Here is a 26,342-nt window from a genome sequence, read left to right as displayed (position 1 = left end):
CCACTGACCCCTCACATCGTCGGTCCGCGTCCCGATCTTTCTTCCTGCTCGATGCGCTCCTGGCAGGGCACGCAGGTGCGCACCGTGGGCGTGGCCAGCAGGCGCTGCTCGGGAATCTCGCAGCCGCAGGATTCGCAGATGCCGTAGCCGCCCGATTCCAGGCGGCCGATGGCGGCGTCGATTTCGTGCAGCAGGGCGGTCTCGTGGTCGGCGAAATGCTGTTCGTCGTGGGCGATCATTTCGGCGGTCGGTGCATCGTCGTTCTGGGCCTGGTGCGCGGCCGGCGAAATCACCGGCGGTTCGTCGCCGCCGGCACCCTGGTCGGTACGGGCGCGGGCAGTGGCGAGCGCGGCGTCGCGGCTTTCCTGCAGGCGTTTGGCGACTTCGTCATGGAGGGATTGCGAGATGGGCATGCGATTTCCTGATATCAAATAGTGAAAGTTTTCAAAAAAACAGTGTTGGAAACACTTTAGCCGATTACGGCGGAAAGACGCGCCGGCTTGGGGCGTATCGTTGACTGTGGTGCACCGTAGGGTGGGCTCTCGAGCCCACGCGGTACGCCGTTTGCGATGACGAGAAGCGTTCAGTACGCGACGGCCGGGATCGATTTCACCCGGAGCGACGTGCATATGCTCGACCGCGTGGGCACAAGTGCCCACCCTACGGTGCACATCGTCCGTGGCAAGTTCACGCGACCGTCGCGTAACGTAGGGCGGGCATGCCCGCGCATGCGCCGCATGCACAGCCGCCCTCTCCATATTGTCCACCCAACTCTTCCATGGTAGATTCGCCCCGGCACTTTGCCCAACGATCACCAGAAGAGACACCATGCCGATTTCCTCCCAGCGCAGCCTGCGCGCCGCCGTCGCCACCCTGTTCGTCCCGCTTGCGCTCGGCGCCACCGTCCTGCCCACCGCTGCGCTGGCGGCGCCGGTCGCGAAAACGGCCGCAGTCAAGCCGAACGCCGCCTTCGACGCCTGGGCCGACCGCTTCGCTGACGACTGGGTGCGCATGAACCCGCAGCTGGCCAGCAGCACCCAGTACTTCAGCGGTGCGGAGCAGGCCGCCCTCGACCGCCAGCTGACCCCGCAGACGCCGGCCCGGCGGGAGCAGATGGTGGCGCTGGCGAAAACCGGCGTTGCCCGCCTCGACAAATTCCTCGCCGGTCCGCTCGACGATACCCAGAAGATCTCGGCGGCGGTGATGCGCTGGTCGCTCGCGAACGTCATCGCCAACGCACCGTTCGAGGACTTCAATTTCGTGTTCTCGCAGTTCGGCGGCCCGCAGGTCGGCCTGGTCAACTACATGACCCAGACCCACCCGATGCGCAGCGCGCAGGACGTCGACAGCTGGCTGGCGCGCCTGGAGCAGGTCGGCACGCGCATGGACGAGGCACTGGCGCGTGCCCGCAGCGCCAGCGAACGCAAGTTGATCCCGCCGCGCTTCATCCTCGAGCGCGCCCAGTTCCAGGTCGATACCTTCCTGAAGCCGGCGGCGCCGCAGAACGTGCTGGTCACCTCGCTGGAAAAGCGCAGTCTCGATGCCAAGGACCTGTCGCCCGAAGCACGCACGGCGGCGATCGCACGCGCCACGCGCATCGTCGAGGACAAGATCCGTCCGGCCTACCAGCGCGTGCAGGGCTTCATGGCCGAGCTGCATCCGAAGACGAACGATACGGCCGGCATTTCGCGTTTGCCGGACGGGCGAAAAGCATATGACCGCGCCATCGCCAATTTTACGAGCACCACGCTCACCGCCGACGAGATCCACGCGATCGGCCTGCGCGAAGTGGCGCGCCTGGAAGCCGAGATGGACAAGCACCTGCGCGCGCTCGGCTTCACCGAGGGAAATATCGAAACGCGCATGAAGGCGCTCGACGCCACTTTCCAGCCGAAGGGCGACGAAGATCCGCGGCCGGCGATCCTGGCGAAGTACAAGGAAATGGTGAAGGATGCCCAGGCGCGCAGCGAATCGCTGTTCAACCTGAAGCCGCGCGCGCCGGTCGACGTGCTGCGCGAGCCGCCGCTGACCGAAGCCTCGGCCGCCGCCCACTACAGCCTGCCGGCGCCTGACGGCAGCCGCCCGGGCGTGTTCTGGGTGCCGATGCGCGGACCGAAGTTCGACATGATCCGCATGCGCAGCCTGTCCTACCACGAGGCGGTGCCGGGCCACCACTTCCAGCTGGCGATCCAGCAGGAACTGGCCGGCATCCCGAAATACCGCAGCGCGCGTATCTTCAGCGGCGGCAGCGCGCACAGCGAAGGCTGGGCGCTGTACACCGAACGCCTGGCGGTGGAGCAGGGCTGGTACGGGGACGAAAAGCGCGGCGACGTGCCGGGTCTGCTCGGCGCACTCGGCTCGGAACTGTTCCGCGCGCGCCGCCTGGTGGTCGACACCGGCCTGCACACCAAGGGCTGGACGCGCCAGCAGGCGGTCGACTATGGCATCAACGTCGAGGAAGTCGACCGCTACGTCGTCTGGCCCGGCCAGGCCACGGCCTACATGATCGGCATGCTGCGCATCGTCGAATTGCGCGAAAAGGCCAAGGCGGAACTCGGGCCGAAGTTTTCGCTGCCTGCCTTCCACGACATGGTGCTCGGCGCCGGCTCGGTGCCGCTCGACGTGCTGGGGCAGCTGGTCGACGGGTGGATTGCGAAGGAAAAGGCGAAGGCGTAACGGCCGTGCCGCCGGCGCCGTGGTGGGCATGGCGTCGCGTACATGCACATGTCGCAGACGCGTGGGCTCGGGAGCGGTTCGCCGCCCGGCCCACCCTACGTTACGCGACGGCCTAATAAACTTGCTGATGGCAGTGGTGCACCGTAGGGTAGGCTCTCCGAGCCCACGCGTTCGTGCCGCCGATATGCCACAACGGCACACAAAGGCCAACAATGCGTGCAAACGCCGTCGTTTCACTGGCATAATCGCCTGACCGACAAGGTGTCATCCGAGGAGCACGCCATGCAAACCCAGGAACTCCACCGCGGCCGCCTGATCGACCACATCCAGCTGGTCGTGGCCGACCTGTCCGCTTCCCGCAAGTTCTACAGCGCCATCTTCGAGATCTTGCAGGTGCCCCTGGGCGGAGAAGGCGACGACTATTTCTGGTACGACGAACTGTTCGTCTCCAGCCCCGCCAGCGAGGCTGCGCAGGGCAGGCTGACCGGGCGCCATCACATGGCCTTCCAGGCGGCGGACCGGGCCATGGTGGACGCCTTTTACCACGCCGCGCTCGCGGCCGGCGGGGAGGATAACGGCGGCCCCGGCGAACGCCCTTACCACCCCGGCTACTACGGCGCCTTCGTGCTCGACCCGGACGGCAACAACATCGAAGCCGTCTACCACGGCGCAGCCACGCGCAGCGCGCCCTCGGTAAAGGTGACCTTCTGAACTGATACGGACTGTCTCGGTTCGGCGCTCGCCCTGATCGCAGGGCGCAATGCTATCCATGCGGCAAGGCCCGATAAGCCTGTGCAAGTGTGCTGTTGCATCCATGTCGACGCATCTCGCATCATGCCTGATTGGCAATTGTGCGCGCCCCGGCCCATGCTAGATTCTGGACACCCACAGCGCATGAGGAGCACGCATGTTTGGCCTTTCGGCACTGGACCTGGCACGCGTCCAGTTCGCGTTCACGATGTCGTTTCACATTCTGTTTCCGGCAGTAACGATTGGCCTGGCCAGCTACCTGGCCGTGCTCGAGTTTTCCTGGCTGCGCACCAAGCGCCAGGTGTATGTCGACCTGTATCACTTCTGGTTGAAGATCTTCGCCGTCATGTTCGGCATGGGCGTGGTCTCGGGCATCGTGATGGCCTACCAGATCGGCACCAACTGGAGCTATATGTCCGAATTCGCCGGGTCCATCATGGGGCCGGTGCTGGCCTACGAGGTGCTGACCGCGTTCTTCCTGGAAGCGGGCTTCCTCGGGGTGATGCTGTTCGGCTGGACCCGGGTCGGTCCCGGCCTGCATTTCATGGCCACCTGCATGGTTGCGGTCGGCACCCTGATTTCCGCGACCTGGATCCTGGCCGCCAACAGTTGGATGCAGACGCCGCGCGGCTATGCCATCGAAGGCGGGCGCATGGTGCCGGCCGACTGGCTGGCAATCGTCTTCAATCCTTCGTTTCCGTACCGGCTGCTGCACATGGTGGCGGCGGCCTACCTGTGCACGGCGCTGATCGTCGGCGCGGTCGGCGCCTGGCAGCTGCTACGCCGTAGAGACAACCCGGCGGTGCGCAAGATGCTGTCGATGGCGATGTGGATGATCCTGCTGGTCGCGCCGATCCAGGCCGTGATCGGCGACTTCCATGGCCTGAATACCGCCGAGCACCAGCCGGCCAAGCTGGCGGCGATGGAAGGGCACTGGCAGAACGCGCCGGGCGAGGCGATCCCGCTGCTGCTGTTCGGCATTCCGGACATGGAAGCGGAGCGAACCCGCTATGCGGTCGGCATCCCGCACCTGGGCAGCCTGATCCTGACCCACTCCTGGACCGGGCAGATTCCCGGCCTGAAGGAATTCGCGCGCGCAGACCGGCCCAATTCGCTGATCGTGTTCTGGAGCTTCCGCCTGATGGTGGGCCTGGGCCTGTTGATGATCGCGCTCGGCGCCTGGAGCTTCCTGCTGCGAAGGCGCGCGCGCATCTTCACCTACCGGCCCTTCCTGCATGCCGCGCTGTGGATGGGACCGGCGGGCCTGGTCGCCATCCTGGCCGGCTGGACCACGACCGAGGTCGGGCGCCAGCCCTGGGTGGTGTACGGCGTGCTGCGCACGGCCGACGCCGTCTCGCCGCACGGCGCCGGGCCGCTGGCGCTCACGCTGGCGATCTTCGTCGTCTCGTATTTCTTCGTGTTTGGCGCCGGCACGCTGTACGTGCTGCGCATGATGAAGAAGGGGCCGCAAGCCTTCGAACTGCACCACGCGACCGAGGGCGGACCGGGCGAAGGGCGTACCCCGATGCGGCCGATGTCCGCGGCCGATGTCGAGAACGACGACGATGCGGACGATGACGACACCGGTGGCCACGGCGGCGCCGGCATGACACTCGACCCGAAAGGACCATGAGATGGGCATCGATACCTCGGTCATCTGGGCCGTCATCATTTATTTTTCCGTCTTCATGTACGTGGTGCTGGACGGCTTCGACCTCGGCATCGGCATGCTGTTCCCGTTCGTGAAAGCCAAGCGCGACCGCGACACCATGATGAATACGGTGGCGCCGGTCTGGGATGGCAACGAGACCTGGCTGGTGCTGGGCGGAGAAGGTCTGTTGCTGGCCTTCCCGGTCGCCTATTCGATCATCCTCACCGGGCTTTACCTGCCGCTGATCTTCATGCTGGTCGGCCTGGTGTTCCGCGGCGTCGCCTTCGAATTCCGCTTCAAGGCCAAGGACCATCGCCGCCACCTGTGGGACAAGGCCTTTATCGGCGGCTCGGTGGTAGCCTCGTTCTTCCAGGGCGTCTCGCTCGGCGCCTTCCTCGACGGCATTGCGGTCTCGGGACGCAGCTATGCCGGCGGCCCGCTCGACTGGATCGCGCCGTTCCCGCTGCTGGCCGGCGTCGGCGTCATGATCGCCTACACGCTCTTGGGCAGCACCTGGCTGATCATGAAGACCGAGGGCGACCTGCACGACCGCATGGTGCAGGTGGCGCGGCCGTTCGCGATCATGCTGCTGGCAAGCATCGTCATCATCAGCATCTGGACGCCGCTGCGCGACCCGGCCGTGGCCGACCGCTGGTTCACTTTCCCGAACATCGTGTTCCTGGCGCCGGTGCCGATCCTGGTGCTGCTCTCGATCATGTTGCTTCTCGGCTCACTCAGGAACAACCCGCACCGCTGGCCTTTCGTCGCCGCGCTGGCGCTGATCTTCCTTGGCTACACCGGCATGGCGATCAGCATCTGGCCGCACATCGTGCCGCCTTACATCACCATCTGGGAAGCCGCTTCGCCCCCAAGCAGCCAGGGCTTCGCGCTGGTCGGCACGCTCTTCATCCTGCCCATCATCCTGATGTACACGCTCTGGTCGTACTGGGTCTTCCGCGGCAAGGTCAAGGCGGATGCGGGGTACCACTGATGAAGAAACCGTGGCTGCGGCGCCTGGGTTGGATGGCCGGATTGTGGGCGGGCGGGGTATTGGCGCTGTTCCTGGTTGCCGGCCTGATCCGGCTGATCATGCACGCGGCGGGCATGCGCTGACGAAGCAGGGTGTCAAACGTATGCAAAAAAGTTCAAACGTGCGCGGGTTTGGCGGACGAGAGAATACACTTTCGATGAAGATTTATTAACGGAGCGCCACCAGTGTCCATGCAGTCAGCATCAGTCAGTCCTCCTCTCAACGATTCTCCCGGTGGTGTGCCCAGCGGTTCCCCCTTCATCGCGAACGACATTGTCCGCCCCGGCGCGGCGGTTGCCATGGCATTGCCGCTGGCGCCGGAAGACCAGGCGCGCAGCGATCTGTACGCGCTCGCGGCGCGCCTGCTGCTGGCGCCGCCAGATGCGGCCCTGCTGGCTGGCCTTGCCGCAGCCGATCCGATCGAATCGAACGGCGGCGACCATGCGCTGGCCGACGCCTGGGAAAAGCTGGTGCTGGCCGCCAGCGTGATGGATGCCGACGCGGTAGCCGAGGAATTCGAGGGGCTGTTCGTGAGCACCGGCTCGCCCGCCCTGAACCCCTATGGTTCGCTCTACCTGTCGGGCTTCATGCACGATACGCCGCTGGCCGAGCTGCGCGCCGACCTGGCGCGCTTCGGCATTGGCCGCGTGCGCGGCGTGGGCGAATCCGAGGATCACCTGGGCGCCCTGTGCGAGACGATGCGCGTGCTGATCGCCGGCGGTCCCGGCATTCGCCGCCAGCCGCTGGCGCAGCAAAAGGCCTTTTTCGAAGCCCGCATCGCCCCCTGGTATGCGCGCTGCCTGGCCGACATGACCCAGGCCGAAGGCGCCAATTTCTATCGCCTGATCGCCGCCTTCGTCGGCGCGCTGCTGGCGATCGAAGCCGAGGCCTTTGCGGTGGAAGACGGATTCGATGCCTGACCTTCGATACTGACTGAGCCCAATTGAACCGACCCGAGGAAAACACGATGGACAACGAACACAAGAATACGGCGGAACCGACACCCGACCCATCGCGGCGCAGCTTCCTGAAGGCCGCGCCGCTGGGCGCGCTGGTGGTGGTGTCCGCCAAGGCGGAAGCGAAACCGGAACTGGCGCCCGTCGAAGCCGCCAAGCCGGAAGTAAAACGCGGCTACCACGAGACCGAGCACATCCGCACCTACTATAAAACCGCCGCCTACTGGTGAGCCCCGGAGATCAACCATGTCTTTAGTAAAAAGTTCCGGTGACAAAGGATTAAAGCGGCGCAAGTTCCTGGTCGGCGCCGGCGTCGCCGCCGGTGCCGGCGCGCTGGCGCGCCAACTGCCCTTGAACGTGATCGAACCGGCGCAGGCGCAGCAAGCCGCGGCCGAACCCGCCAAGACCGAACTGAAACGCACCGTCTGCAGCCACTGCTCGGTCGGCTGCTCGGTGAACGCGATCGTGCAGAACGGCGTCTGGACACGCCAGGAAGCGGCCTTCGATTCGCCCATCAACATGGGCGCGCACTGCGCCAAGGGCGCCTCGGTGCGCGAGCACGGCTTCGGCGAACACCGCCTGCGCTACCCGATGAAACTGGTCAACGGCAAGTACGTGCGCATGTCCTGGGACCAGGCCATCAACGAGATCGGCGACAAGCTGCTGCAGCTGCGCCAGCAATCCGGCCCGGATTCGCTGATGCTGATCGGCAGCTCCAAGCACAACAACGAACAAGCTTATTTGCTGCGCAAGTTCATGTCCTTCTGGGGCTCGAACAACTGCGACCACCAGGCACGCATCTGCCACTCGACCACGGTGGCCGGCGTGGCCCAGACCTTCGGCTACGGCGCGATGACGAACTCGTTCAACGACCTGCACTACAGCAAGGCCGTGATGTTCATCGGCTCCAATCCGGCCGAGGCGCATCCGATCTCGATGCTGCACTTCCTGCACGCGAAAGAGCTGGGCGCGAAGATGATCGTGGTCGACCCGCGCTTCACCCGCACCGCGCGCTTCGCCCATCACTATGTGCGCGTGCGGCCGGGCACCGACATCCCGCTGGTCTGGGGCATCCTCTGGCACATCTTCAACAACGGCTGGGAAGACAAGGAATACATCGCCGCCCGTACCTATGGCATGGACGACGTGCGCAAGGAAGTGGCGAAGTGGACCCCGGATAAGGTCTCGGACATCACCGGCGTGCCGGAATCCTCGGTGCGCATGGCTGCCGAGATGCTGGCCAAGAACCGGCCGTCGTCGGTGGTCTGGTGCATGGGCATAACCCAGCACCACGTCGGCACCGCCAACGTGCGCGCGCTGTCGATCCTGCAGCTGGCACTGGGCAATATCGGCATTCCCGGCGGCGGCGCCAACATCTACCGCGGCCACGACAACGTGCAGGGCGCGACCGACGTCGGCCCGAATGGCGACTCGCTGCCCGGCTACTACGGCCTGGCCGAAGGCTCGTGGAAGCACTTCGCGAATGCCTGGGGTGTCGACTACAACTGGATCCTGTCGCGCTTCGGCTCGAAGGAGTTAATGGAAAAGCCCGGCATCACGGTGTCGCGCTGGTTCGATGCCGTCAACGAGCAGAACGAGTACATCGACCAGCCGTCGAACCTGAAGGCCTGCATCTACTGGGGCCACGCACCGAACAGCCAGACCCGCCTGCCCGACATGAAGGCGGCCATGCAGAAACTCGACATGCTGGTCGTGATCGACCCGTATCCGAGCATGACGGCGGCGATGCACGGCCGCACCGATGGGGTGTACCTGCTGCCTGCCGCGTCCCAGTTCGAAACGCATGGTTCCTGCACCGCCTCGAACCGCTCGATCCAGTGGCGCGAGCGCGTGATTGCGCCGCTGTTCGAATGCAAGACCGACCACGAGATCATGTACCTGTTCGCCAAGAAGTTCGGCTTCCATAACGAACTGTGCAAGAACATCAAGGTCGTCATGAACGAGCCGGTCATCGAGGACATCCTGCGCGAGATCAATCGCTCCTGCTGGACCATCGGCTACACCGGCTGCTCGCCCGAGCGCCTGAAACTCCACATGGAGAACAAGCACACCTTCAACCCGACCACGCTGCGCGCCGAGTCCGGTCCGTGCAAGGGCGATTACTACGGCTTGCCGTGGCCGTGCTGGGGCACGCCGGAAATGAAGCACCCGGGCACGCCGATCCTGTACGACCTGAGCAAAACGGTGGCCGAAGGCGGCATGCCGTTCCGCGCCAACTGGGGCGTCGAGCACAACGGCGAATCGCTGCTGGCGGCCGACGGCTCGGCCAACAAGGGTTCCGAACTCGACACCGGCTACCCGGAATTCGACCACGTGTTCCTGAAAAAGCTGGGCTGGTGGGCCGAGCTCACGCCCCAGGAGCAAGCCATGGCCGAGGGCAAGAACTGGAAGACCGATCCGTCGGGCGGCATCATCCGGGTGGTCATCGCCCACGGCTGCGCGCCCTATGGCAATGCGCGGGCACGCGCCAACGTCTGGAACTTCCCGGACCCGATCCCGACCCACCGCGAGCCGCTGCTGTCGCCGCGGCGCGACCTGGTCGCCAAGTACCCGACCTACGACGACAAGGCCAATTTCCTGCGCCTGCCGACGCTGTACAAATCGGTGCAGGACATGGACTTCTCGAAGGACTTCCCGCTGATCATGACCTCGGGACGCCTGGTCGAATACGAGGGCGGCGGCGAGGAAACCCGCTCCAATCCGTGGCTGGCCGAGCTGCAGCAAAACATGTTCGTCGAGATCAATCCGAGCGACGCGCTGCAGATCGGCACCCGCATCGGCGACTACGTCTGGATCGAGACACCGACCGGTGCGCGCCTGAAGATGATGGCGATGGTCACCGAACGCGTACCGGTCGGCATGGTGTGGGCGCCGTTCCACTTCGGCGGCTGGTGGATGGGCGAGGATCTCGAGCGCCACTATCCGGAAGACGGCGCGCCGACCGTGCGCGGCGAAGCGATCAACACGGGCTGGACCTATGGCTACGACGCCGTGACGATGATGCAGGAAACCAAGGTATCGCTGTGCCGCCTCGTGCGCGCCTGATCGACCTTAGGAACAGGAGAGAATCATGTCCGCGAGGATGAAATTTATTTGCGATACCGAGCGCTGCATCGACTGCAACGGCTGCGTTACCGCATGCAAGAACGAAAACGAAACACCGTGGGGCGTGAACCGCCGCCGCGTGGTCACCATCAACGACGGCGTGCCGGGCGAACGCTCGGTGTCGATCGCGTGCATGCATTGCACCGACGCGCCCTGCCTGGCGGTGTGCCCGACCAACTGCATCTACCACACCGAAGACGGCATCGTCCTGCACAGCAAGGACCAGTGCATCGGCTGCGGCTACTGCAGTCTGGCCTGCCCGTTCGGTGCGCCGCAGTTCCCGGAAACGGGCCTGTTCGCGCACCGCGGCAAGATGGACAAGTGCACCTTCTGCGCCGGCGGCCCGGAACCGGACACCACCGACGCCGAATTCAAGAAGTACGGCCGCAACCGCATCGCCGAGGGCAAGCTGCCGGCCTGCGCCGAGATGTGCGGCACCAAGGCGCTGCTGGGGGGCGAGGCCAACCTGATCGCCGACATCTACCGCCAGCGCGTCGAGACGCGCGGCTACGGTCCTGAACTGTGGGGCTGGAAGATCGCCTACGGTCCGAACAAGCGCGGCGGCCAGCGCAAGGCGACCGGCGACATGCCGCGCGTGAACCAGCAGCCTGGCGCCAGCCAGAACGATCCGGGGAGCCTGCCGACATGAAGAAACGACTCTGCCTCATCGCGGCCTTGCCGCTGGCCTTGGCCCTGTCGGGCTGCCTCGAAGTCGAACAGCATCCGAAATGGCTGAAAGGGGAATACGCGGGCAAGCAGGATCCGCGCCACTACCAGACGCTGTTCCATAACGACAAGCTCTCCTGGAATGCTGCGATCGTCAATCGCAACAACCAGCAGAACGAGTACAACCGCGCCAATCCCTAGGAGCCAGCCATGCGAGTTCAACTCAATGCCGTGCGCCTCATTGTCGCGCTGATGGCGGCGCTGCTGCTGGCCTCCATGCTGCCCGCGGCCTGGGCGGGGGTGCCGAACAAGGACGCCGTTCCCGCCTATGCCGAAGAGCAGACCATGCTGCAGGTCGAAGGCGATTCGCGCGTGCGCGACACGGGATTCGGCAACGCGACCTCGGGCAAGGTCCACATGGACCGCCACTACCTCGGCCAGTACGGCACCAAGGAGGCCAACGTCATCGTCCAGCGCGGCGGCAATACCTGGCGCACCCTGCGCAACGGCCCGATCGCCCTGGCTACCGGCACCATCCTGCTGGTCGTGCCTTTCCTGATCTTCGTGTTCTACCGCGCCTTCCGCCCGCCTGCGCTCGAGCCGTCGCCCACCGGGCGCCGCATCACCCGCTTCAACGGCTGGGAGCGCAACGTGCACTGGGCCACGGCCTACACCTTCATCGCGCTGTCGATCACCGGCATCATCATCATGTTCGGCAAGAACATCATGCTGCCGTGGATGGGCCATACCGTGTTCTCGTGGGTCGCGATCATTTCCAAGTACGTGCACAACGTCGTCGGGCCGCTGTTCATCGTATGCTCGATCCTGATGTTCTTCACCTTCCTGCGCCGCAACTTCTTCAACCGCATCGACTGGCAATGGGTCAAGGCGGGCGGGGGCCTGGTGTCGCACAAGCACGTACCGGCCGGCTTCTTCAATGCCGGCGAAAAGACCTGGTTCTGGGGCGGCGTCGTGATGCTCGGCCTGGTGATGTCGGTCACCGGCCTGATCCTCGATTTCGTCACCTTCGGCCAGACCCGCTACGTGCTGCAGATGGCGAACTACCTGCACATCGCCGGCGCCACGCTGTACATGGTGGGCGCGATGGGTCACATCTATCTCGGCACCTACGGTTCGCCCGGCGCCTACCAGGCGATGCGCGAAGGCAGCGTCGACGAAAACTGGGCCAAGGCGCACCACGCGCTCTGGTATGAAGACGTGAAATCGGGCGCCGCGCCAGGCGGTGGCGTGCGCCCGGACGCGCCGCCGCCGGTCGCGCCCCGTCCTGGCCCCACGCCAGGTCCTGCACATTGAGGTCGATATGAAAGCAACTACACTCGCGATGAGCCTGATCGCCGCCTCAGCCTCCCTTGCGCTGGCCGGCTGCGACCGCGGCCATACCGATGCCAAAGATGGCGTGATCCAGACCAGGTTCCCGGGCCAGGTCACCTCCGGCGGGCTCACCAGCGGACAGGTCATCGCGCGCAGTCCGAAACCGACCACCAACGCCGCCTATGCCGGCGGTACCCCGGGCATCGCCGGCGGCGCCGGCGGCAACACCGGCGGCGCCGCGCTGGGCGGCGCCGTGGCCGAAACCGGACAGGGGCCGACCTCGGGCGCCAGCATCCCGGCCAGCGCCGCCCAGCCCGGCAACAAGCCGCCGGGCGACAGCGGCCAGTTGCCGGACAGCGCACCCGCCGCCGGCGTCACGCCGGTCGGGGCCGGCACCGCGACCAACCAGGACAGCAAACCCGCGGCCGCACCGGGCACGCTGACGGGAGATAAATGATGCGTCACCAGATATTGACAAGCGCGCTGGCCGCGGCGCTGTGCGCGGGCACCAGCCTGGCCTGGGCTGCCTTGCCGGCGCCCACGCCCGCGCAGGCGCAGGCCGCGGCGGCGAAAAAGGCTGCCTCCGACGCCCAGGCGGCCAAGGACAAGCAGGCGTTGACGGCGTCGATGGATGCGCTCAGCACGCGCTGGCGGTCGAACGCCGCCAGCAAAGGCTGGACCACGCATCCGCCGGTGGCGATTGCGGCGGCGCCGGCGCCCGGAGCTGCCGGCCCCGTGGCCGGTTCGCCGGCGGTGGGCGCGGCGGCAGCCGGCGTCCCGGCGCCGGGTCCATCGGCAACCGGTTCGCAGATCGCTACCTCGCCAGCCGGAGGCGCAGTGCCGCAGGCGGTCCAGACCACCGGCGTGGCCATCACCGGCACGCCGATGCCGGGCGTCGCTCCGCGCGCCACCGGCGTGTCGGCCAATACGCTGACCGGCACCCCGGCCGGCCAGGCCGCCGCGTCCCCGGGCAACGGCGCCGCGCCGCGCAGCGCGCAGGCGCTGCAATCGGCCAACGTGCCGATCAAGAGCGAGAAGCACGGCACCGCGGCGCCGAGCGCGGACGTCAAGAAGGTGCCGACCCAGTCGGTGCCGAAGGGCGCTTCGCCGGCGGTCGACAAGGGCAATGCCAAAGAGATGAAGAACCAATGAAGATGGCCAGCATGCCGATCGCGGTGATCATGCAGCGGCGCGCCGTGCAGCACCGCTGGGCCGACGAGGCCTGGTCCGCCGTCGGCGTGGTGCCGGACCGCGGCAACCTGCCGCGCCTGCAGATCCTGAGCGAAAGCCCCGAGCGCGACTATTACCTGGTCTCGGGCCTGGAACTCGAGCTTTATACCGACGAGAACGAAGGCTATTACGAAAACGTGATGGCGCCCGAATCGAAGATCTTCGTGCTGTGGCGCATGGAAGAGGGCCGCGCCATGCCGGCGCGCGCCTCGGTCAGCTATGTCGAGGGCACGCGCATGTTCGATTCGGGCGAAGCGGCCGACGGCGTCACCATGCCGGCCGAAATCTACGCCTGGGTCGCCAGCTACCTGCGCGAACACTTCACGCCCAAGCCGCGCCGCGGCCGCCAGCACGGGTAAGGAAGCACATGCCTGAAGAAGGATTCCTGCGCCGCTGGGCGCGCGTCAAGGCAAGCGGCGCCGAGGCCGTGGCCGAGGCGCCGCCGCAAGCAGCGATAGCGCCTGCACCGCCGCCAGCGCCGGTGCCAACCGCCGGCGTCGCCGGCGCTCCCGCCGAGGCTGCGCCGCAACGGCCCATGCCGACGCTGCTGGACGCCGCCAGGCTGACGGCGGACTCCGACTTTTCCGCCTTCGTCAGCCCCGGCGTCGCCCAGGACGTGCGTCGCCTGGCCCTGAAAAAACTGTTCGCCGACCCGCACTTCAACGTGCCCGACCGCCTCGACATGTACATGGACGACTACAACGCGCCGACGCCGGTAACGGCGGCGATGCTGGCCGGACTGGAACAGGCGCGCGGCGCGCTGCGCCGGCCCGAACAGGTCCAGGAAGACCTGGCCCAGCTGGCCGCAGGCGATGCGCGCGCCGCCGCGCCCGACCCCACGGCCTTGCCGGCCGAACCGGAAGCCGCGGAAGCGCCGCTCGTCACCGCTGATGCGGTTGGCGACGAAGAGATTGCCGCCGGACCCGACACCGGCGCTCCGGACGACAGTGCGCCGGCCGCAGGCGCGTCCGGCGCCATCGAAGCGCCACTTCCCGCCGCACACGGTAATGATGCCATTGCGCTAACAATCGTGCGCGCGCACAATGGAGAAGCTCGCCCATAAGAGGAACTCCACACAGGATTCCAGGCCAGCCCCGATTTGTATTACTCAAGCGCACTCCGCAAGCGCACCACTGAAAGTTACGCATGAACATCCGATTTCTGGAAGGGCAGGCCGGCGATCCGCTGCAGGAACGCCGCAACGCCCTTGCCAAGACCGCCGCCATCCTCGCTCAAGACAGCATCGCCGCGCCCGAACCGGGCGCCGCGGTCAGCTACCGTTCCACCGGCCGCACCCTCGTCGTCGGCAGCTCGCTGCAGGCGCTGGCCTGGGCCGACCACCTGGCCAACGCCTTGCCGGTCACGCTGCTGCTGCTCGACAACGTCGAGATCGGCGCACGTCCGTATCCCGTGTTCGTTGCCCGTACCGTGGCCGTCGCCGGCTGGCTGGGCGCCTTCGAGGCGCGCTGGCAGGCGCCCAATCAGCCGGTACAGCAAGGCAAGTTCGACCTCGTGCTCGACCTCAGCCCGAGTCCCCTGATTTCCACGCACCAGCATCCGCACGGCTATTACGCGCCCGGCGTGGAAGACGCCGACCGGCGCGCGGCCGCCGCCGAGATCATGGAAATGACCGGCGACTTCGACAAGCCCAAGTATTTCGCCTATAAAGAACGCCTGTGCGCCCACAGCCGCAACCAGCTCAAAGGCTGCACGGCATGCATCGACATTTGTTCGGCCAAGGCGATTTCCAGCGACGGCGACCGCGTCAAGGTCAATCCCTACCTGTGCGCCGGCTGCGGCGCCTGCAGCACGGTGTGCCCGACCGGGGCGATGAATTACGTCTACCCGTCGGCGGCCCATACCGGCAGCCGCATCAAGGCGGCCCTGCGCGCCTATTTCGAAGCGGGCGGGCAGGACCCGGTGCTGCTGCTGCACAGCGCCGACGGCGCGCCGCTGCTCGATGCCGTCGCCAATGACCCCGCCACTGGCGTACCGGGCCGCGTGATCCCGCTCGGCCTGCACCACACGGCGTCGACCGGCATCGACGTCTGGCTCGCGGCCCTCAGCTATGGCGCGGCCGGCATCACGGTGCTCACCACCGATGCCGAAGCGCCGCAGTACGCGGCGGCGCTCGATACCCAGATGCGCATCGCCCAGGCCGTGCTCGACGGCCTCGGCTACGCCGGTCCGCACTTCCAGCTGCTGCGCGTGGCCAGCCCGCAAGAGCTGGCCGTCGCCCTGCAGCACGCGCCGCGCGGCGCAACGCCGGCGCAGAGTGCGACCTTCAACCTGGCCCAGGACAAGCGCAACACGCTCGACTACGCGCTCGACCATCTGTTCAAACACGCGCGCCAGCAGCCCGAGGCCGTGCCCCTGCCGGCGGGTGCGCCGTTCGGGGCGATCGCCGTCGACAAGCAATCCTGCAGCCTGTGCATGGCCTGTGTCGGCGCCTGTCCATCCTCGGCCATCATGGATACCCCGACCACGCCGCAGCTGCGCTTCGTCGAGCAGAACTGCGTGCAATGTGGCCTGTGCGCCAATACCTGCCCGGAAAACGCGATCACGCTGGTGCCGCGCATGGCCTTCGGCGAAACGCGCAGGCAGACGGTCGTGCTCAACGAAACCGAACCCTTCCACTGTATTCGCTGCAACAAGGCCTTCGGCACCCTGCGCATGGTGGAAAACATGCTGGGGCGCCTTGCAGGTCACAGTGCCTTTGCCGGCAACCTCGACCGCCTCAAAATGTGCGGCGACTGCCGCGTGATCGACATGATGCAGCCCGAGGGCGAACTGAGCGTGCCGCTGCGCCGGCCGCGCTGAAGCCTGGCCGGCCCGTTCGCGGCTGGCTGCCTTTCTAGTTTGCAATCTCTGAAGGGGACCCACGCGGTCCAATGCCGTTCAGTTAAGCGGTTTGCCACGCCTTCGAGCTAATGCCAAGCCCGTCGCGCACGCCGAGTGGCGCGATACGTAGGGTGGACTCCGTCCACGGCCCTTCTCATGCATATCGAGATGCGCTACGTAGCCCGGAGCGCGCACGTACGGGCTTCCCCTGGCATGAAGGAGTGCAATGAAACGGCCGTGGACGGAGTCCACCCTACGATTATCGAAACTCAACCTGTGTGGCCTAGTTCACCGCTGCAGAGAGTTAGCTCAGGCTTAACTGAACGGCATTAACCTACACGGTCCCCTTTTTCGTTGCGTCTTTTTGCGGCACGAACAGGCCGGAGACGCACACGCTTTGTCAAAAAATCATCCCGATGAGAAGTTTTGTGCGGCCTATTTTGCGGCCCGGCGGCTCCCTTACTATCGTCCGGTAATCCGCAGGTGCTAACTAAAACTACATTCAATCGGAGACAAGATGATCCTCAAGAAAGCGACAGCCCCATACGTCCTCCTCGCATTGCTGGCCATGAGCGGCAGTGCGAACGCCGTGATCACCGGGCCCGGCATGCAGGTCGAAAACCTGAACCGCGGCGCGGTTGCGATCAAGGCGCCGTCGGGCGTCTTCATCAGCTGGCGCCAGCTCGCCGGCGACCCGTCCGGCACCACCTTCAACGTCTACCGCGGCGCGACCAGGCTGAATGCAAGCCCGCTCGCGACCCTCAACTTCACCGACAGCAGCGGGACCGCGTCCGACAGCTACACCGTGCGCGCCATCGTCGGCGGGGTGGAGCAGCCCGGCGGCGAGGCCGGCGCGACCTGGGCCGGCGCCTACAAATCGATTCCGGTGACGGCGCCGCCGGCCGGCGTCACCAAGACCGGCGAGGCCTACACCTACGAGATGAACGACGGCTCGGCCGCCGACCTCGACGGCGACGGCAGCTACGAGCTCATCGTCAAGTGGCAGCCGACCAATGCCAAAGACAATTCCCAGAGCGGTTACACCGGCAACACCTACCTCGATGCCTACAAGCTCGACGGCACCCGGATGTGGCGCATCGATCTCGGCCGGAACATCCGCGCCGGCGCCCACTACACCACCTTCCTGGCCTACGATTTCGACGGCGACGGCCAGGCCGAAGTCATGGCCAAAACGGCCGACGCCACGGTCGACGGGCAGGGCGTGGTCATCGGCTCGGCGAGCGCGGACCATCGCAACAGCGCCGGCTACATCCTCAGCGGCCCGGAATACCTGACCGTCTTCAATGGCCAGACCGGCGCGGCCATGAAGACCGTGAACTACCTGCCGGCGCGCGGCACCGTCACCTCCTGGGGCGACAATTACGGCAACCGGGTCGACCGCTTCCTCGGCGGCGTGGCCAACCTGGACGGCAACCGCCCCAGCGCCATCTTCTCGCGCGGCTATTACACGCGCGCGGTCGTGGCCGCCTGGGACTGGCGCGACGGCGCGCTGACCAGCCGCTGGGTGTTCGATACCAACGTGTCCGGCGCCGCGGCGGTGGGGCAGGGCGCGCACTGGTTCGCCACCGGCGACGCGAACGGCGACGGCAAGGACGACATCGTCTACGGCGCCGCCACCATCGACAGCTATGGCCAGCTCCTCTACACCACCGGCCTCGGGCACGGCGACGCCCTGCATTTCGGTAAATTCGACCCCAACCGTCCCGGCCAGCAGGTGTACATGGTGCACGAGAGCCCGGCGACCTATGGCGCCAGCGGCTCCGGCATGCACGACGCGGCCACCGGTGCGCTGATCTGGGGCGCGAGCGGCTCCAACGCCGACGTCGGGCGCGGGGTGTGCTTCGACATCGATCCGGCCTATGTGGGCGAGGAGTGCTGGGCCAGCCGGGGCGGCCTGCGCAGCGCCACCGGCGTCCAGATCCGCGCGACCGCGCCGAGTTCGATGAACTTCGGGACCTGGTGGGATGGCGACCTGCTGCGCGAACCGATGGGCAACACCTCGGTCAACAAGTGGAATCCGGCCACCGGCACCTTGCCGGCGCTGCTCGACGCCACGCCGCTGGGCGCCGCGTCGAACAACAGCACCAAGGCAACCCCGGTCCTGACCGCCGACCTGTTCGGCGACTGGCGCGAAGAGATCATCTGGCGCAACAACGCGAATACCGAGCTGATGGTCTTCAGCACCACTATCCCGACCACCAACCGGATCACCACCCTGATGCAGAATCCCCAGTACCGCACGCAGGTGGCTGCCCAGAACGCCGGTTACAACCAGCCGCCGCACCCCAGCTTCTACCTCGGCGAAGGGGCGACCTCCTTCGAGCAGCCGCCGGTGCACGTTCCGTACGACGGCAGCGGCACGGTGCAGGGCGAGAACGCCATCGTCGGCGGCGGCACGGCGGTGCGCACCGACCGCGCCGGCTACCGCCACATGGGCTTCCTGAATTTCCCGACCAGTGGCGGTGTCGCGGCATTCACGCGCATCAACGGCGGCAACGGCGGCGCCAAGACCATCACGATCCGCTACGCCAACGGCGGCCCGACCCCGCGCACCGGCATCCTGCGCGTCAACGGCGTTGCCCAGAGCCTTACCTTCCGCCCGGCCGGCAGCTGGACCAACTGGACCACGATGACGGCCAGCGTCAACCTGGTGGCGGGGCAGAACAACACGCTGCGCTTCGAATCGACCGGCCAGGGCCTGGGCAACATCGATGAGCTGATCGTTCCCTAAGCACGCTCGCGGCATCGGCCGGCTGCGGCCCGCTTTTGCCGATATCGGCTTCTTTACATCAAAAAAGGTATTCAAATGAAAAAATTCTTCATGCTGTGCGCGGCGGGACTGTGCCTGCTGTCGCAGGCGGTATCGGCCGCGCCGGTCGGGTTGTACGACTTCGACGCCACCTGGCGCGACGGCCGCTTCACTGGCCAGTTCTATTACGACAGCAGCGCGCCTAACCTGGTCACGGCGGTCGACGGCACGCTGGTCGATACGGTCCGCACGACCATCATCGACCAGGTGTGGCAACAGGAAGAGGGCGAATCCGCGCCCTGGGTTTTCCTCAGCAACACCAACCCGGCGGACCCTGCCGGCCACGATGCCGGCTTCTACCTGACGCTGGTCGACCTGGGCGACACCCTGGGCCTGGACACGACCGGTCTCAACGGTCTCTACGACTGGAGCGACATGGCGAACTACATCGACGATTCGCCGCTGGTTTCCTTCCGCATCGCCCAGGCGAATGCGGTGGAGGTGCCGGAACCGGCCACGGCCTTGCTGCTGTTCTCGGGCATGGCGGGCATGCTGGCGCGGCGCCGCACGAGGGCACGGTAAGGCTAGCGGCGGCAGGCAGCCGTGTTCCGTGCAGGGCTGCCTTATCTTTGCCAAGCCGTGGCACAATGTGCGCAAACAGACAACGGGCGGCGCCGCACCGGCGCACGCCATCGCGCACAGGAGACAGCATGACCCCTTACCAGCGTTTCGTGCAGGCCCGCGACTTCCTGCAACAGCACCGTACCGACTACGAGACTGCCTACCGCGACTACCGGGCGCCGAAACTCGACACCTTCAACTGGGCGCTCGATTTCTTCGACCAGGAGGCCAGGGACAACCACGCGCCCGCGTTGTGGGTAGTCGAGGAAGATGGGCGCGAACAGAAGATTTCGTTCGCCGACATGGCGGCGCGCTCGAACCAGGTCGCGCAATACCTGCAGCAATGCGGCGTCGAACGCGGCGACCGCGTGCTGCTGATGCTGCCGAACCGGGTCGAGCTGTGGGAAATCATGCTGGCCGGGATCAAGCTCGGCGCGGTGCTGGTGCCGACCACGATGCTGGTCTCGACCGCCGACCTGCAGGACCGCATGGAACGCGGCCGCGTGCGCCACGTCATCGTGCAGGTGTCCGACGCCCACAAGTTCGAGGGCGTGAGCGGCAACTACACCCGCATCGCGGTCGGCGGCAGCATCGACGGCTGGCATGACTTCGACGATTGCCGGCGCGTGCTGAGCGTGTTCACGCCGAAGGGCGAAACCCGCGCCAGCGACCCGCTGCTGCTGTACTTCACCTCCGGCACCACCGCGCAACCGAAGCTGGTGCTGCACAGCCAGCAAAGCTATCCGGTCGGGCACCTGTCGACCATGTACTGGATCGGCCTGCAAAAGGGCGATGTCCACTGGAACATCAGTTCGCCCGGCTGGGCCAAGCACGCCTGGAGCTGCTTCTTCGCGCCGTGGAATGCGGGCGCCACCGTGTTCGTCTACAACTACGAACGCTTCAGCGCGAAAGCGGCGCTGGCAACCGTGCAGCGCTGCGGCGTGACCTCGCTGTGCGCGCCGCCGACCGTCTGGCGCATGCTGATCAAGGAAGACCTGGCCCAATGGCAGCCGCCGCTGCGCGAACTGGTGGGGGCGGGCGAGCCGCTCAATCCGGAAGTCATCGAACAGGTCGAGCGCGCCTGGGGCATCCGCATCCGCGACGGCTTCGGCCAGTCCGAGACCACCGCGCAGATCGGCAACCCGCCCGGCCAGCTGGTCAAGCCTGGTTCCATGGGCCGTCCACTGCCGGGGTATGCGATCGCGCTGCTCGACATCGACGACGCGCCGGCGCAGGAAGGCGAGATCTCGGTGAAGCTCGATCCCGCGCCCCTGGGCCTGATGCTGGCCTACGAAGGCGACGAGGCCAAGACGGCCGGCGTGATGCGCGCCGGCTTTTATCACACCGGCGACACCGCCCACATCGACGCCGATGGCTATTATTTTTATGTCGGCCGCAACGACGACGTCTTCAAGTCGAGCGACTACCGCATCAGCCCGTTCGAGCTGGAGAGCGTGCTGGTCGAGCACGAGATGGTGCTGGAAGCGGCGATCGTGCCCAGCCCGGATGCCTTGCGCCTGTCGGTGCCGAAAGCCTTCATCACCCTGCGCCAGGGCGTCGAACCCAGCCGCGAACTGGCGCGCGAGATCTTCGCCTTTGCACGCGAACGGCTGGCGCCGTACAAGCGCATCCGCCGCATCGAGTTCCGCGAATTGCCGAAGACGATTTCGGGCAAGATCCGGCGCGTGGAGTTGCGCAAGCAGGAAGCGGTGCGGGATACGGCGCCGGGCACGGGCGTCGAATTCCGCGAGGAAGATTTGGGCGGTTGAATTTTTCCGGTGGCTGGGGCGCGTTGTTGATATAAGGTGTGCACACGCCGGAACGGCGGGCATGCCCGCCCTACGGTGCACCGCCGTTATCGCCGACCATCACGTTTCCCGTGTCCGGCGCACGTGCGCCTCTTCTTTTTTTCGCCGCAGGCAACTCATGTGCTGCACAGGCGCCGGAAACGTACCATAATGGTAATGATGTTGATTGCGCATCGCGCACCTGTCATGCCAACCGAGCCACCATGCCCACCACACCCAAGAACGCCGCAGCCAAGGCCGATCCGGCCTATGAAGTGAAGAAGTCCCCTGTCCACGGCAACGGCGTCTTCGCCCGCCGCCACATCGATGCCGGCGAACGCATCATCGAATACCGGGGCGAGCGCATCAGCTGGGACGACGCCACCCAGCGCGCGATCGACGCCGGCGGCCCGATCAACCACACCTTTTACTTCAGCCTGCACGACGGCCGCGTCATCGACGGCGGCCGGCGCGGCAACGAAGCGCGCTGGATCAACCACGCCTGTTCGCCCAACTGCGAAGCCTACGAGGAAGACGGCCGCGTCTACATCCACGCGCTGCACCCGATCGAAGCCGGGAAGGAGCTGAACTACAATTACGCCCTGATCTACGACGAACGCCATACGCCGGCACTGAAAAAACTGTTCGCCTGCCGCTGCGGCACGCCAGGCTGCAGCGGAACCATGCTGGCCCCGAAAAAACGCCAGAAGAAGAAACCGGCCTGACGCCGCACGAAAGCATTTATGAAGCCCATTGTCCGCAGCCTGTTGGAGACCGACCTCTACAAATTCACGATGTGGCAGGCACTGCTGCACCGTCATCCGAACGCCCACGGCGAGTACGAATTCCTGTGCCGTAACCAGCCGGAGTACCCGCTGGCCGAGCTCAAGGAAGAAGTCGAGCGCGAACTCGACCACCTGTGCGAGATGCTGTTTACCGAGGAAGAGATCGCCTACCTGCGCGGCCTGCGCTTCATCAAGAGCGACTTCGCCGACTTCCTGACCGTGTTCCGCTTCCAGCGCAAGTTCATCACGGTGGAGACCGACGGCCCGCACCTGCGCATCCGCGCTTGTGGTCCGGTGGTGCACGTGATGGGCTTCGAGATCTATGTGCTCTACATCGTCAACGAACTGTATTTCCGCCGCTTCGACCAGAAGACGGCGATCGACGAAGCACGCCAGCGCCTGGCGCTGAAGATCGAGCAGTTCCGCGCCTTCGACCAGGAGCCGAAACGCGCCAACCCCTTCGAATTCTTCGACTTCGGCGTACGCCGCCGCTTCTCGGGCGAGTGGCACGACGAAGTCGTCTCGACCCTGGCGCGCGAACTGCCGCAGTTCTTCAAGGGCACCTCGAACGTGCACCTGGCGCGCAAGTACAACCTGGTGCCGATCGGGACCATGGCGCACGAATACCTGCAAGCCTTCCAGGCCTTCCCGGTGCGCCTGCGCGACTTTCAAAAGGCGGCGCTCGAGGACTGGGTGCAGGAATACCGCGGCGACCTCGGCACCGCCCTGACCGACGTGGTCGGCATGGATGCCTTCCTGGCCGACTTCGACCTGTATTTCGCCAAGCTGTTCGACGGCCTGCGCCACGATTCGGGCGACCCGACCGAATGGGGCGAAAAGGCGCTGGCGCACTACGCCAAGCTGCGCATCGACGCGCGTACCAAGCGCCTCGTGTTTTCCGACGCGCTGACGGTGCCGAAGGCGCTGAACCTGTACCGCCACTTCGCCGACCGCACCCAGACCGGTTTCGGCATCGGCACCCAGCTCACCAACGACACGCCCTACAAGGCGCTGAACATCGTCATGAAGCTGACCCGCTGCAATAACCAGCCGGTGGCGAAACTGTCGGACACGCCGGGCAAGTCGATGTGCACCGACGAGACTTTCCTGGCTTACCTGCGCCAGGTGTTCGGAGTGGCCGACCCGGTGTGATGTCATGCGCGGCGGCCGCTTGCCGTCGGTTGCGAAGTCCCTGAACAGGAGATCGTCTTGAAAGCCATTGCCGCTGTTGTGCTGGCCGTCGCCAGCCTTGTCGCCCCGACCCTGCACGCGCAGGAAGATGCGAACGTCGCCGCCGCGAAGGAGGCCGCGGACCGCTGGCTGGCAGCCATGGACGCCGGCAAGACGGCCGAGGCCTGGGACGAGGCCGCACCGGCCATGCAGGCGGCGGTGCCGCGCGAAGCCTGGGCCAATGCAGGCGCCCAGGCCCGCGCGCCCTTCGGCGCCTTCAGCGCGCGCAAGCTGGTTTCAAGCGTCTACACGCGCGCGATGCCCGGTGTACCTGCCGGCGAATACGTCGTCATGCAGTACACCACCGATTTCGCCAACCGCGCCGGCGCGGTCGAGACGGTGACGCCGATGCGCCAGCCCGATGGAAGCTGGAAGGTGTCGGGGTATTACATCAAGTAGCAGTAGCCGGCTTGACTCGCCGCTGACGCTTTCCATTTCTCGGCCGATGTGCCGTAGGGTGGACTCCCGAGTCCACGCGTACGTGCGTCTCCACGCTCGGTGGCGGTGATATTCCGCTACGTGGGACGGCATGTCACGGCATCGGGTGCAAGGAGACACCCGTAACGCGTGGACTCAGGGAGTCCACCCTACATTACCTTGACGCCAGCGTTGCGCTCAGGCGTTTTTGGCCACCAGCTTCCACAACTCGGTCGGCAGCGCCGGCGGCGCATCCGGTTCGAAGAAGGCCGAGTCCTGGATGTGCGAGCTGGTCACGTAGACGGTGCCGTCCGGCCCCTGGCTGAAGGTGTCGGGCCAGCGCAGGCGCTCGTCGTGCACCAGCGTGTCGATCGGTGCATCGGCGCCCTGGTCGAGGTCGCGCATGCGGATGGCGTCGTGTTCGACGCTGGTCAGCAGCATGCGGTTGGTCCCGCGCGGGATCAGGAGGCCGTCGTTGACGCCGTTCAGGCCGAATGGTTCGACCTTGCCCGACAGGTCGTCGCCGCCCTGGCGCAACGCGTCGGTCGCGATGCGGTACAGGGTGTCGCCCTTGATCGCCTGCCAGTACAGGTAGGTGCCGTCGCCGGACAGTTCGATGCCGTCGGCCGAGAACTCGACGCCGCGCCCGTCGGGACGGCGCAGCACTTCGCCGTCGGCTTTCACGTCGAGCCCCTTTTTCATTTGCGTCGATGCGTCGCCATCGAGCACGCGCTTGGCCTTGCCGCTCGCGAGCTCCACCACCAGCAGCGCACCCTTGACGCCGGAATCGGTGAGGTAGGCATAGCCGCCATCGTTCGAGAAACGCACGTCGTTCAGGTAGGAGCCCTGCGGCGCCGCGTCTTCGCCGAAGGCGATGGTCTGGGCGACCTTGTTCGTGGCGAGGTCGATGCGTACCAGCTTCGGCCCGCCGTCGACGACGTGGCTCTGCGCCGGCGCGGCCGGGTCGAGCACCCACAGGCTGCCGCGGCCGTCGGCGACGACGCTTTGCACGCACACCCAATGGTCCTCGGGCGAGACCTCGTCCTTGCGCGCGTTGCGCCAGCTGTTCCATTCCTCGTCCGGATACGGTTTGAGCTCGCCGCCCGCCAGCAACTCGGCCACCGACACCGCCGTGTCCTCGGTCCAGCGCGGGAAGTTCACAAAAATGCGGTTGTCCTCGGAGACGGTGACGCCGGTCACCTGGTGCTCGAAGCGGGCCACGAGTTCGAGGGCGGCGCCGCCTTTTTGCAGGTCGAATGTGTTCTGGTCGGTCATGGAATTCCTTTGCAAAGTAGGGTGGAGTCAGGCTGCTTTCTTTTCGGCGGCCGCGTCGGCGTCATGCTGCAAACGCTGCTGCAGCATCGCCAGCACCGCCGCTTCCTCGGGCTGCAAGGCGTGCAGGTCGTCGATCAGCTGCTGCTCGGTGCGTTCGCGCAGGGCCTCGATGACGGCACCTTCCATGTAGGCGTCGAGCACGGCCGGGTGCACGTAGCACTTGCGGCAGACCGAAGGCGTGTTGCCGAGTTTTTGCGCGACCGATTCGATCGCGCGCACGACGTTTTTCTTGGCTTGCGTTTCGGAGTCGAACTTCTCGAATTCCTGCAGGGCGAGCGCAGCCAGCACGGTGCCCGACCAGGTACGGAAATCCTTGGCCGTGTACTCTTCGCCGGTGATCGAACGCAGGTAGTCGTTGACGTCGCTGGAATCGATGCTGTGCGTCTCGCCATCCTCGCCCACGTACTGGAACAGTTCCTGGCCCGGCAGGTCGCGCGTGCTGCGGATGATGCGCGCCAGGCGCCGGTCGTGCACCTTGATCTTGTGGTACACGCCGCTCTTGCCGCGGAACGAAAACTGCACGTCGCTGCCGTCGACCTTCACGTGGCGGTTGCGCAGCGTGGTCAGCCCGAAGGATTTGTTGGTGCGCGCATATTCCTCGTTCCCGACCCGCATCATGGTCGCTTCCAGCAGGTAGACGATGGTCGCCAGCATCTTCTCGCGCGGCAGTCCGGGCAGTTTCAGGGCGCGGTCGACTTCCGCGCGGATGGCGGGCAGGGCCTTGCCGAAGTTGATCATCCGTTCGTACTTGACTTCGTCGCGCACGCTGCGCCATTTGGGGTGGTAGCGGTACTGCTTGCGCCCGCGCGCGTCGCGCCCGGTGGCCTGCAGGTGGCCGTTCGCCTGCGGACAGATCCAGACGTCCTGCCAGGCCGGCGGAATCGCGAGCGCGCGGATGCGCTTCAGGGTGGCGTCGTCCTCGATGACTTCGCCCTTGGCGGAAAAGTAGGTAAACCCTTCTTTCGCCCTTTCTTTGGCCGACTGGCGGCGGATGCCGGGGCGGTCGTCGTGGACGTAGCGCAGGCCGGCCGCCCTGGCGGCGGCGGGTGGATCGCTGAGCGGTGCGGGGTCTTGCTGCGTCTGGGCGTCGAGGGTCATGGCAGGGCTCATGGCGAGGATTCGAAAGTGGAACATGCCCG

General features: G+C 66.1%; 25 protein-coding genes. 22 read left to right on the top strand and 3 right to left on the bottom strand.

Annotation, left to right across the window (positions count from 1 at the left end; all coding sequences use genetic code 11):
- Positions 1-11 precede the first annotated feature (11 nt).
- Entirely contained in the window at positions 12-413 is a 402-nt protein-coding gene (locus tag IFT60_RS12145; protein WP_192052231.1) for a TraR/DksA family transcriptional regulator, read from the bottom strand.
- 415 nt (positions 414-828) lie between these two features.
- Between IFT60_RS12145 and IFT60_RS12140 the strand changes: the two genes are divergently transcribed.
- The 22 genes from IFT60_RS12140 (at position 829) to IFT60_RS12035 (ending at position 23,850) form a co-directional block, all read left to right on the top strand.
- Entirely contained in the window at positions 829-2,676 is a 1,848-nt protein-coding gene (locus tag IFT60_RS12140) for a DUF885 domain-containing protein (RefSeq protein WP_192052230.1), read from the top strand.
- A 282-nt stretch (positions 2,677-2,958) separates the two neighbouring features.
- Positions 2,959-3,387 (top strand): VOC family protein, encoded by a 429-nt coding sequence (locus IFT60_RS12135; protein WP_192052229.1) that lies wholly within the window; start codon positions 2,959-2,961, stop codon positions 3,385-3,387.
- A gap of 196 nt (positions 3,388-3,583) precedes the next feature.
- Positions 3,584-5,059 carry a cytochrome ubiquinol oxidase subunit I gene (locus tag IFT60_RS12130; protein ID WP_192052228.1) on the top strand — a complete coding sequence of 492 codons (1,476 nt, stop codon included), beginning with the start codon at positions 3,584-3,586 and terminating at the stop codon, positions 5,057-5,059.
- Position 5,060: 1 nt separating this feature from the next.
- Positions 5,061-6,068: a cytochrome d ubiquinol oxidase subunit II gene (gene cydB / locus IFT60_RS12125; protein WP_192052227.1), complete on the top strand. Its 1,008-nt coding sequence runs from the start codon at positions 5,061-5,063 to the stop codon at positions 6,066-6,068.
- Complete coding sequence (locus IFT60_RS12120) at positions 6,068-6,190, top strand: DUF2474 domain-containing protein (RefSeq protein ID WP_192052226.1); 123 nt, start codon at positions 6,068-6,070, stop codon at positions 6,188-6,190. Before cydB ends, IFT60_RS12120 begins: the two co-directional genes overlap by 1 nt.
- A 216-nt stretch (positions 6,191-6,406) precedes the next feature.
- Entirely contained in the window at positions 6,407-7,027 is a 621-nt protein-coding gene (locus IFT60_RS12115; RefSeq protein ID WP_192052225.1) for a TorD/DmsD family molecular chaperone, read from the top strand.
- Between the two features lie 47 nt (positions 7,028-7,074).
- Positions 7,075-7,293, top strand: coding sequence for a formate dehydrogenase (locus IFT60_RS12110; RefSeq protein ID WP_197986302.1), 219 nt, complete (start codon positions 7,075-7,077; stop codon positions 7,291-7,293).
- A 16-nt stretch (positions 7,294-7,309) separates the two neighbouring features.
- Positions 7,310-10,129: a formate dehydrogenase subunit alpha gene (locus IFT60_RS12105; RefSeq protein ID WP_192052224.1), complete on the top strand. Its 2,820-nt coding sequence runs from the start codon at positions 7,310-7,312 to the stop codon at positions 10,127-10,129.
- Between the two features lie 25 nt (positions 10,130-10,154).
- On the top strand, positions 10,155-10,838 hold the full coding sequence (fdh3B, locus tag IFT60_RS12100; RefSeq protein WP_192052223.1) for a formate dehydrogenase FDH3 subunit beta: 684 nt from the start codon (positions 10,155-10,157) through the stop codon (positions 10,836-10,838).
- Positions 10,835-11,056: a hypothetical protein gene (locus tag IFT60_RS12095; protein WP_192052222.1), complete on the top strand. Its 222-nt coding sequence runs from the start codon at positions 10,835-10,837 to the stop codon at positions 11,054-11,056. Before fdh3B ends, IFT60_RS12095 begins: the two co-directional genes overlap by 4 nt.
- Before the next feature lie 9 nt (positions 11,057-11,065).
- Complete coding sequence (locus IFT60_RS12090) at positions 11,066-12,169, top strand: formate dehydrogenase subunit gamma (RefSeq protein ID WP_192052221.1); 1,104 nt, start codon at positions 11,066-11,068, stop codon at positions 12,167-12,169.
- Between the two features lie 7 nt (positions 12,170-12,176).
- Positions 12,177-12,644, top strand: coding sequence for a hypothetical protein (locus IFT60_RS12085; protein WP_192052220.1), 468 nt, complete (start codon positions 12,177-12,179; stop codon positions 12,642-12,644).
- A complete protein-coding gene (locus IFT60_RS12080; RefSeq protein ID WP_229510824.1) occupies positions 12,641-13,339 on the top strand; it encodes a hypothetical protein in 699 nt (232 codons plus the stop codon). Before IFT60_RS12085 ends, IFT60_RS12080 begins: the two co-directional genes overlap by 4 nt.
- On the top strand, positions 13,336-13,776 hold the full coding sequence (locus IFT60_RS12075) for a DUF3305 domain-containing protein (protein ID WP_192052219.1): 441 nt from the start codon (positions 13,336-13,338) through the stop codon (positions 13,774-13,776). The genes IFT60_RS12080 and IFT60_RS12075 overlap by 4 nt, the downstream gene beginning before the upstream one ends.
- A gap of 8 nt (positions 13,777-13,784) precedes the next feature.
- Positions 13,785-14,480 carry a DUF3306 domain-containing protein gene (locus IFT60_RS12070; RefSeq protein ID WP_192052218.1) on the top strand — a complete coding sequence of 232 codons (696 nt, stop codon included), beginning with the start codon at positions 13,785-13,787 and terminating at the stop codon, positions 14,478-14,480.
- Positions 14,481-14,563: 83 nt separating this feature from the next.
- Positions 14,564-16,237, top strand: a complete 1,674-nt coding sequence (locus tag IFT60_RS12065) for a 4Fe-4S binding protein (protein ID WP_192052217.1) — start codon at positions 14,564-14,566, stop codon at positions 16,235-16,237.
- A gap of 538 nt (positions 16,238-16,775) precedes the next feature.
- A complete protein-coding gene (locus tag IFT60_RS12060; RefSeq protein WP_192052216.1) occupies positions 16,776-19,010 on the top strand; it encodes a rhamnogalacturonan lyase family protein in 2,235 nt (744 codons plus the stop codon).
- A 75-nt stretch (positions 19,011-19,085) separates the two neighbouring features.
- Positions 19,086-19,610 (top strand): PEP-CTERM sorting domain-containing protein, encoded by a 525-nt coding sequence (locus IFT60_RS12055; protein WP_192052215.1) that lies wholly within the window; start codon positions 19,086-19,088, stop codon positions 19,608-19,610.
- A gap of 128 nt (positions 19,611-19,738) precedes the next feature.
- Positions 19,739-21,418 (top strand): AMP-binding protein, encoded by a 1,680-nt coding sequence (locus IFT60_RS12050; protein WP_192052214.1) that lies wholly within the window; start codon positions 19,739-19,741, stop codon positions 21,416-21,418.
- Between the two features lie 242 nt (positions 21,419-21,660).
- Positions 21,661-22,161, top strand: a complete 501-nt coding sequence (locus IFT60_RS12045; RefSeq protein ID WP_192052213.1) for an SET domain-containing protein — start codon at positions 21,661-21,663, stop codon at positions 22,159-22,161.
- Positions 22,162-22,179: 18 nt separating this feature from the next.
- Positions 22,180-23,373 carry a nicotinate phosphoribosyltransferase gene (gene pncB / locus IFT60_RS12040; RefSeq protein WP_192052212.1) on the top strand — a complete coding sequence of 398 codons (1,194 nt, stop codon included), beginning with the start codon at positions 22,180-22,182 and terminating at the stop codon, positions 23,371-23,373.
- Between the two features lie 57 nt (positions 23,374-23,430).
- Complete coding sequence (locus tag IFT60_RS12035) at positions 23,431-23,850, top strand: DUF4019 domain-containing protein (protein ID WP_192052211.1); 420 nt, start codon at positions 23,431-23,433, stop codon at positions 23,848-23,850.
- Between the two features lie 216 nt (positions 23,851-24,066).
- Here IFT60_RS12035 and IFT60_RS12030 read toward each other — a convergent pair whose 3' ends face one another.
- On the bottom strand, positions 24,067-25,143 hold the full coding sequence (locus IFT60_RS12030) for an L-dopachrome tautomerase-related protein (RefSeq protein WP_192052210.1): 1,077 nt from the start codon (positions 25,141-25,143) through the stop codon (positions 24,067-24,069).
- Between the two features lie 27 nt (positions 25,144-25,170).
- Positions 25,171-26,301, bottom strand: a complete 1,131-nt coding sequence (locus IFT60_RS12025) for a DNA topoisomerase IB (protein ID WP_192052209.1) — start codon at positions 26,299-26,301, stop codon at positions 25,171-25,173.
- Between the last annotated feature and the right edge of the window lie 41 nt (positions 26,302-26,342).

The sequence above is a fragment of the Massilia sp. CFBP 13721 genome (assembly GCF_014842025.1).
In the GTDB taxonomy this organism is placed as follows: domain Bacteria; phylum Pseudomonadota; class Gammaproteobacteria; order Burkholderiales; family Burkholderiaceae_D; genus Telluria.
Note: the sequence above shows the minus strand (reverse complement) of the source record. Positions and strands in the feature narration are given on the sequence as shown.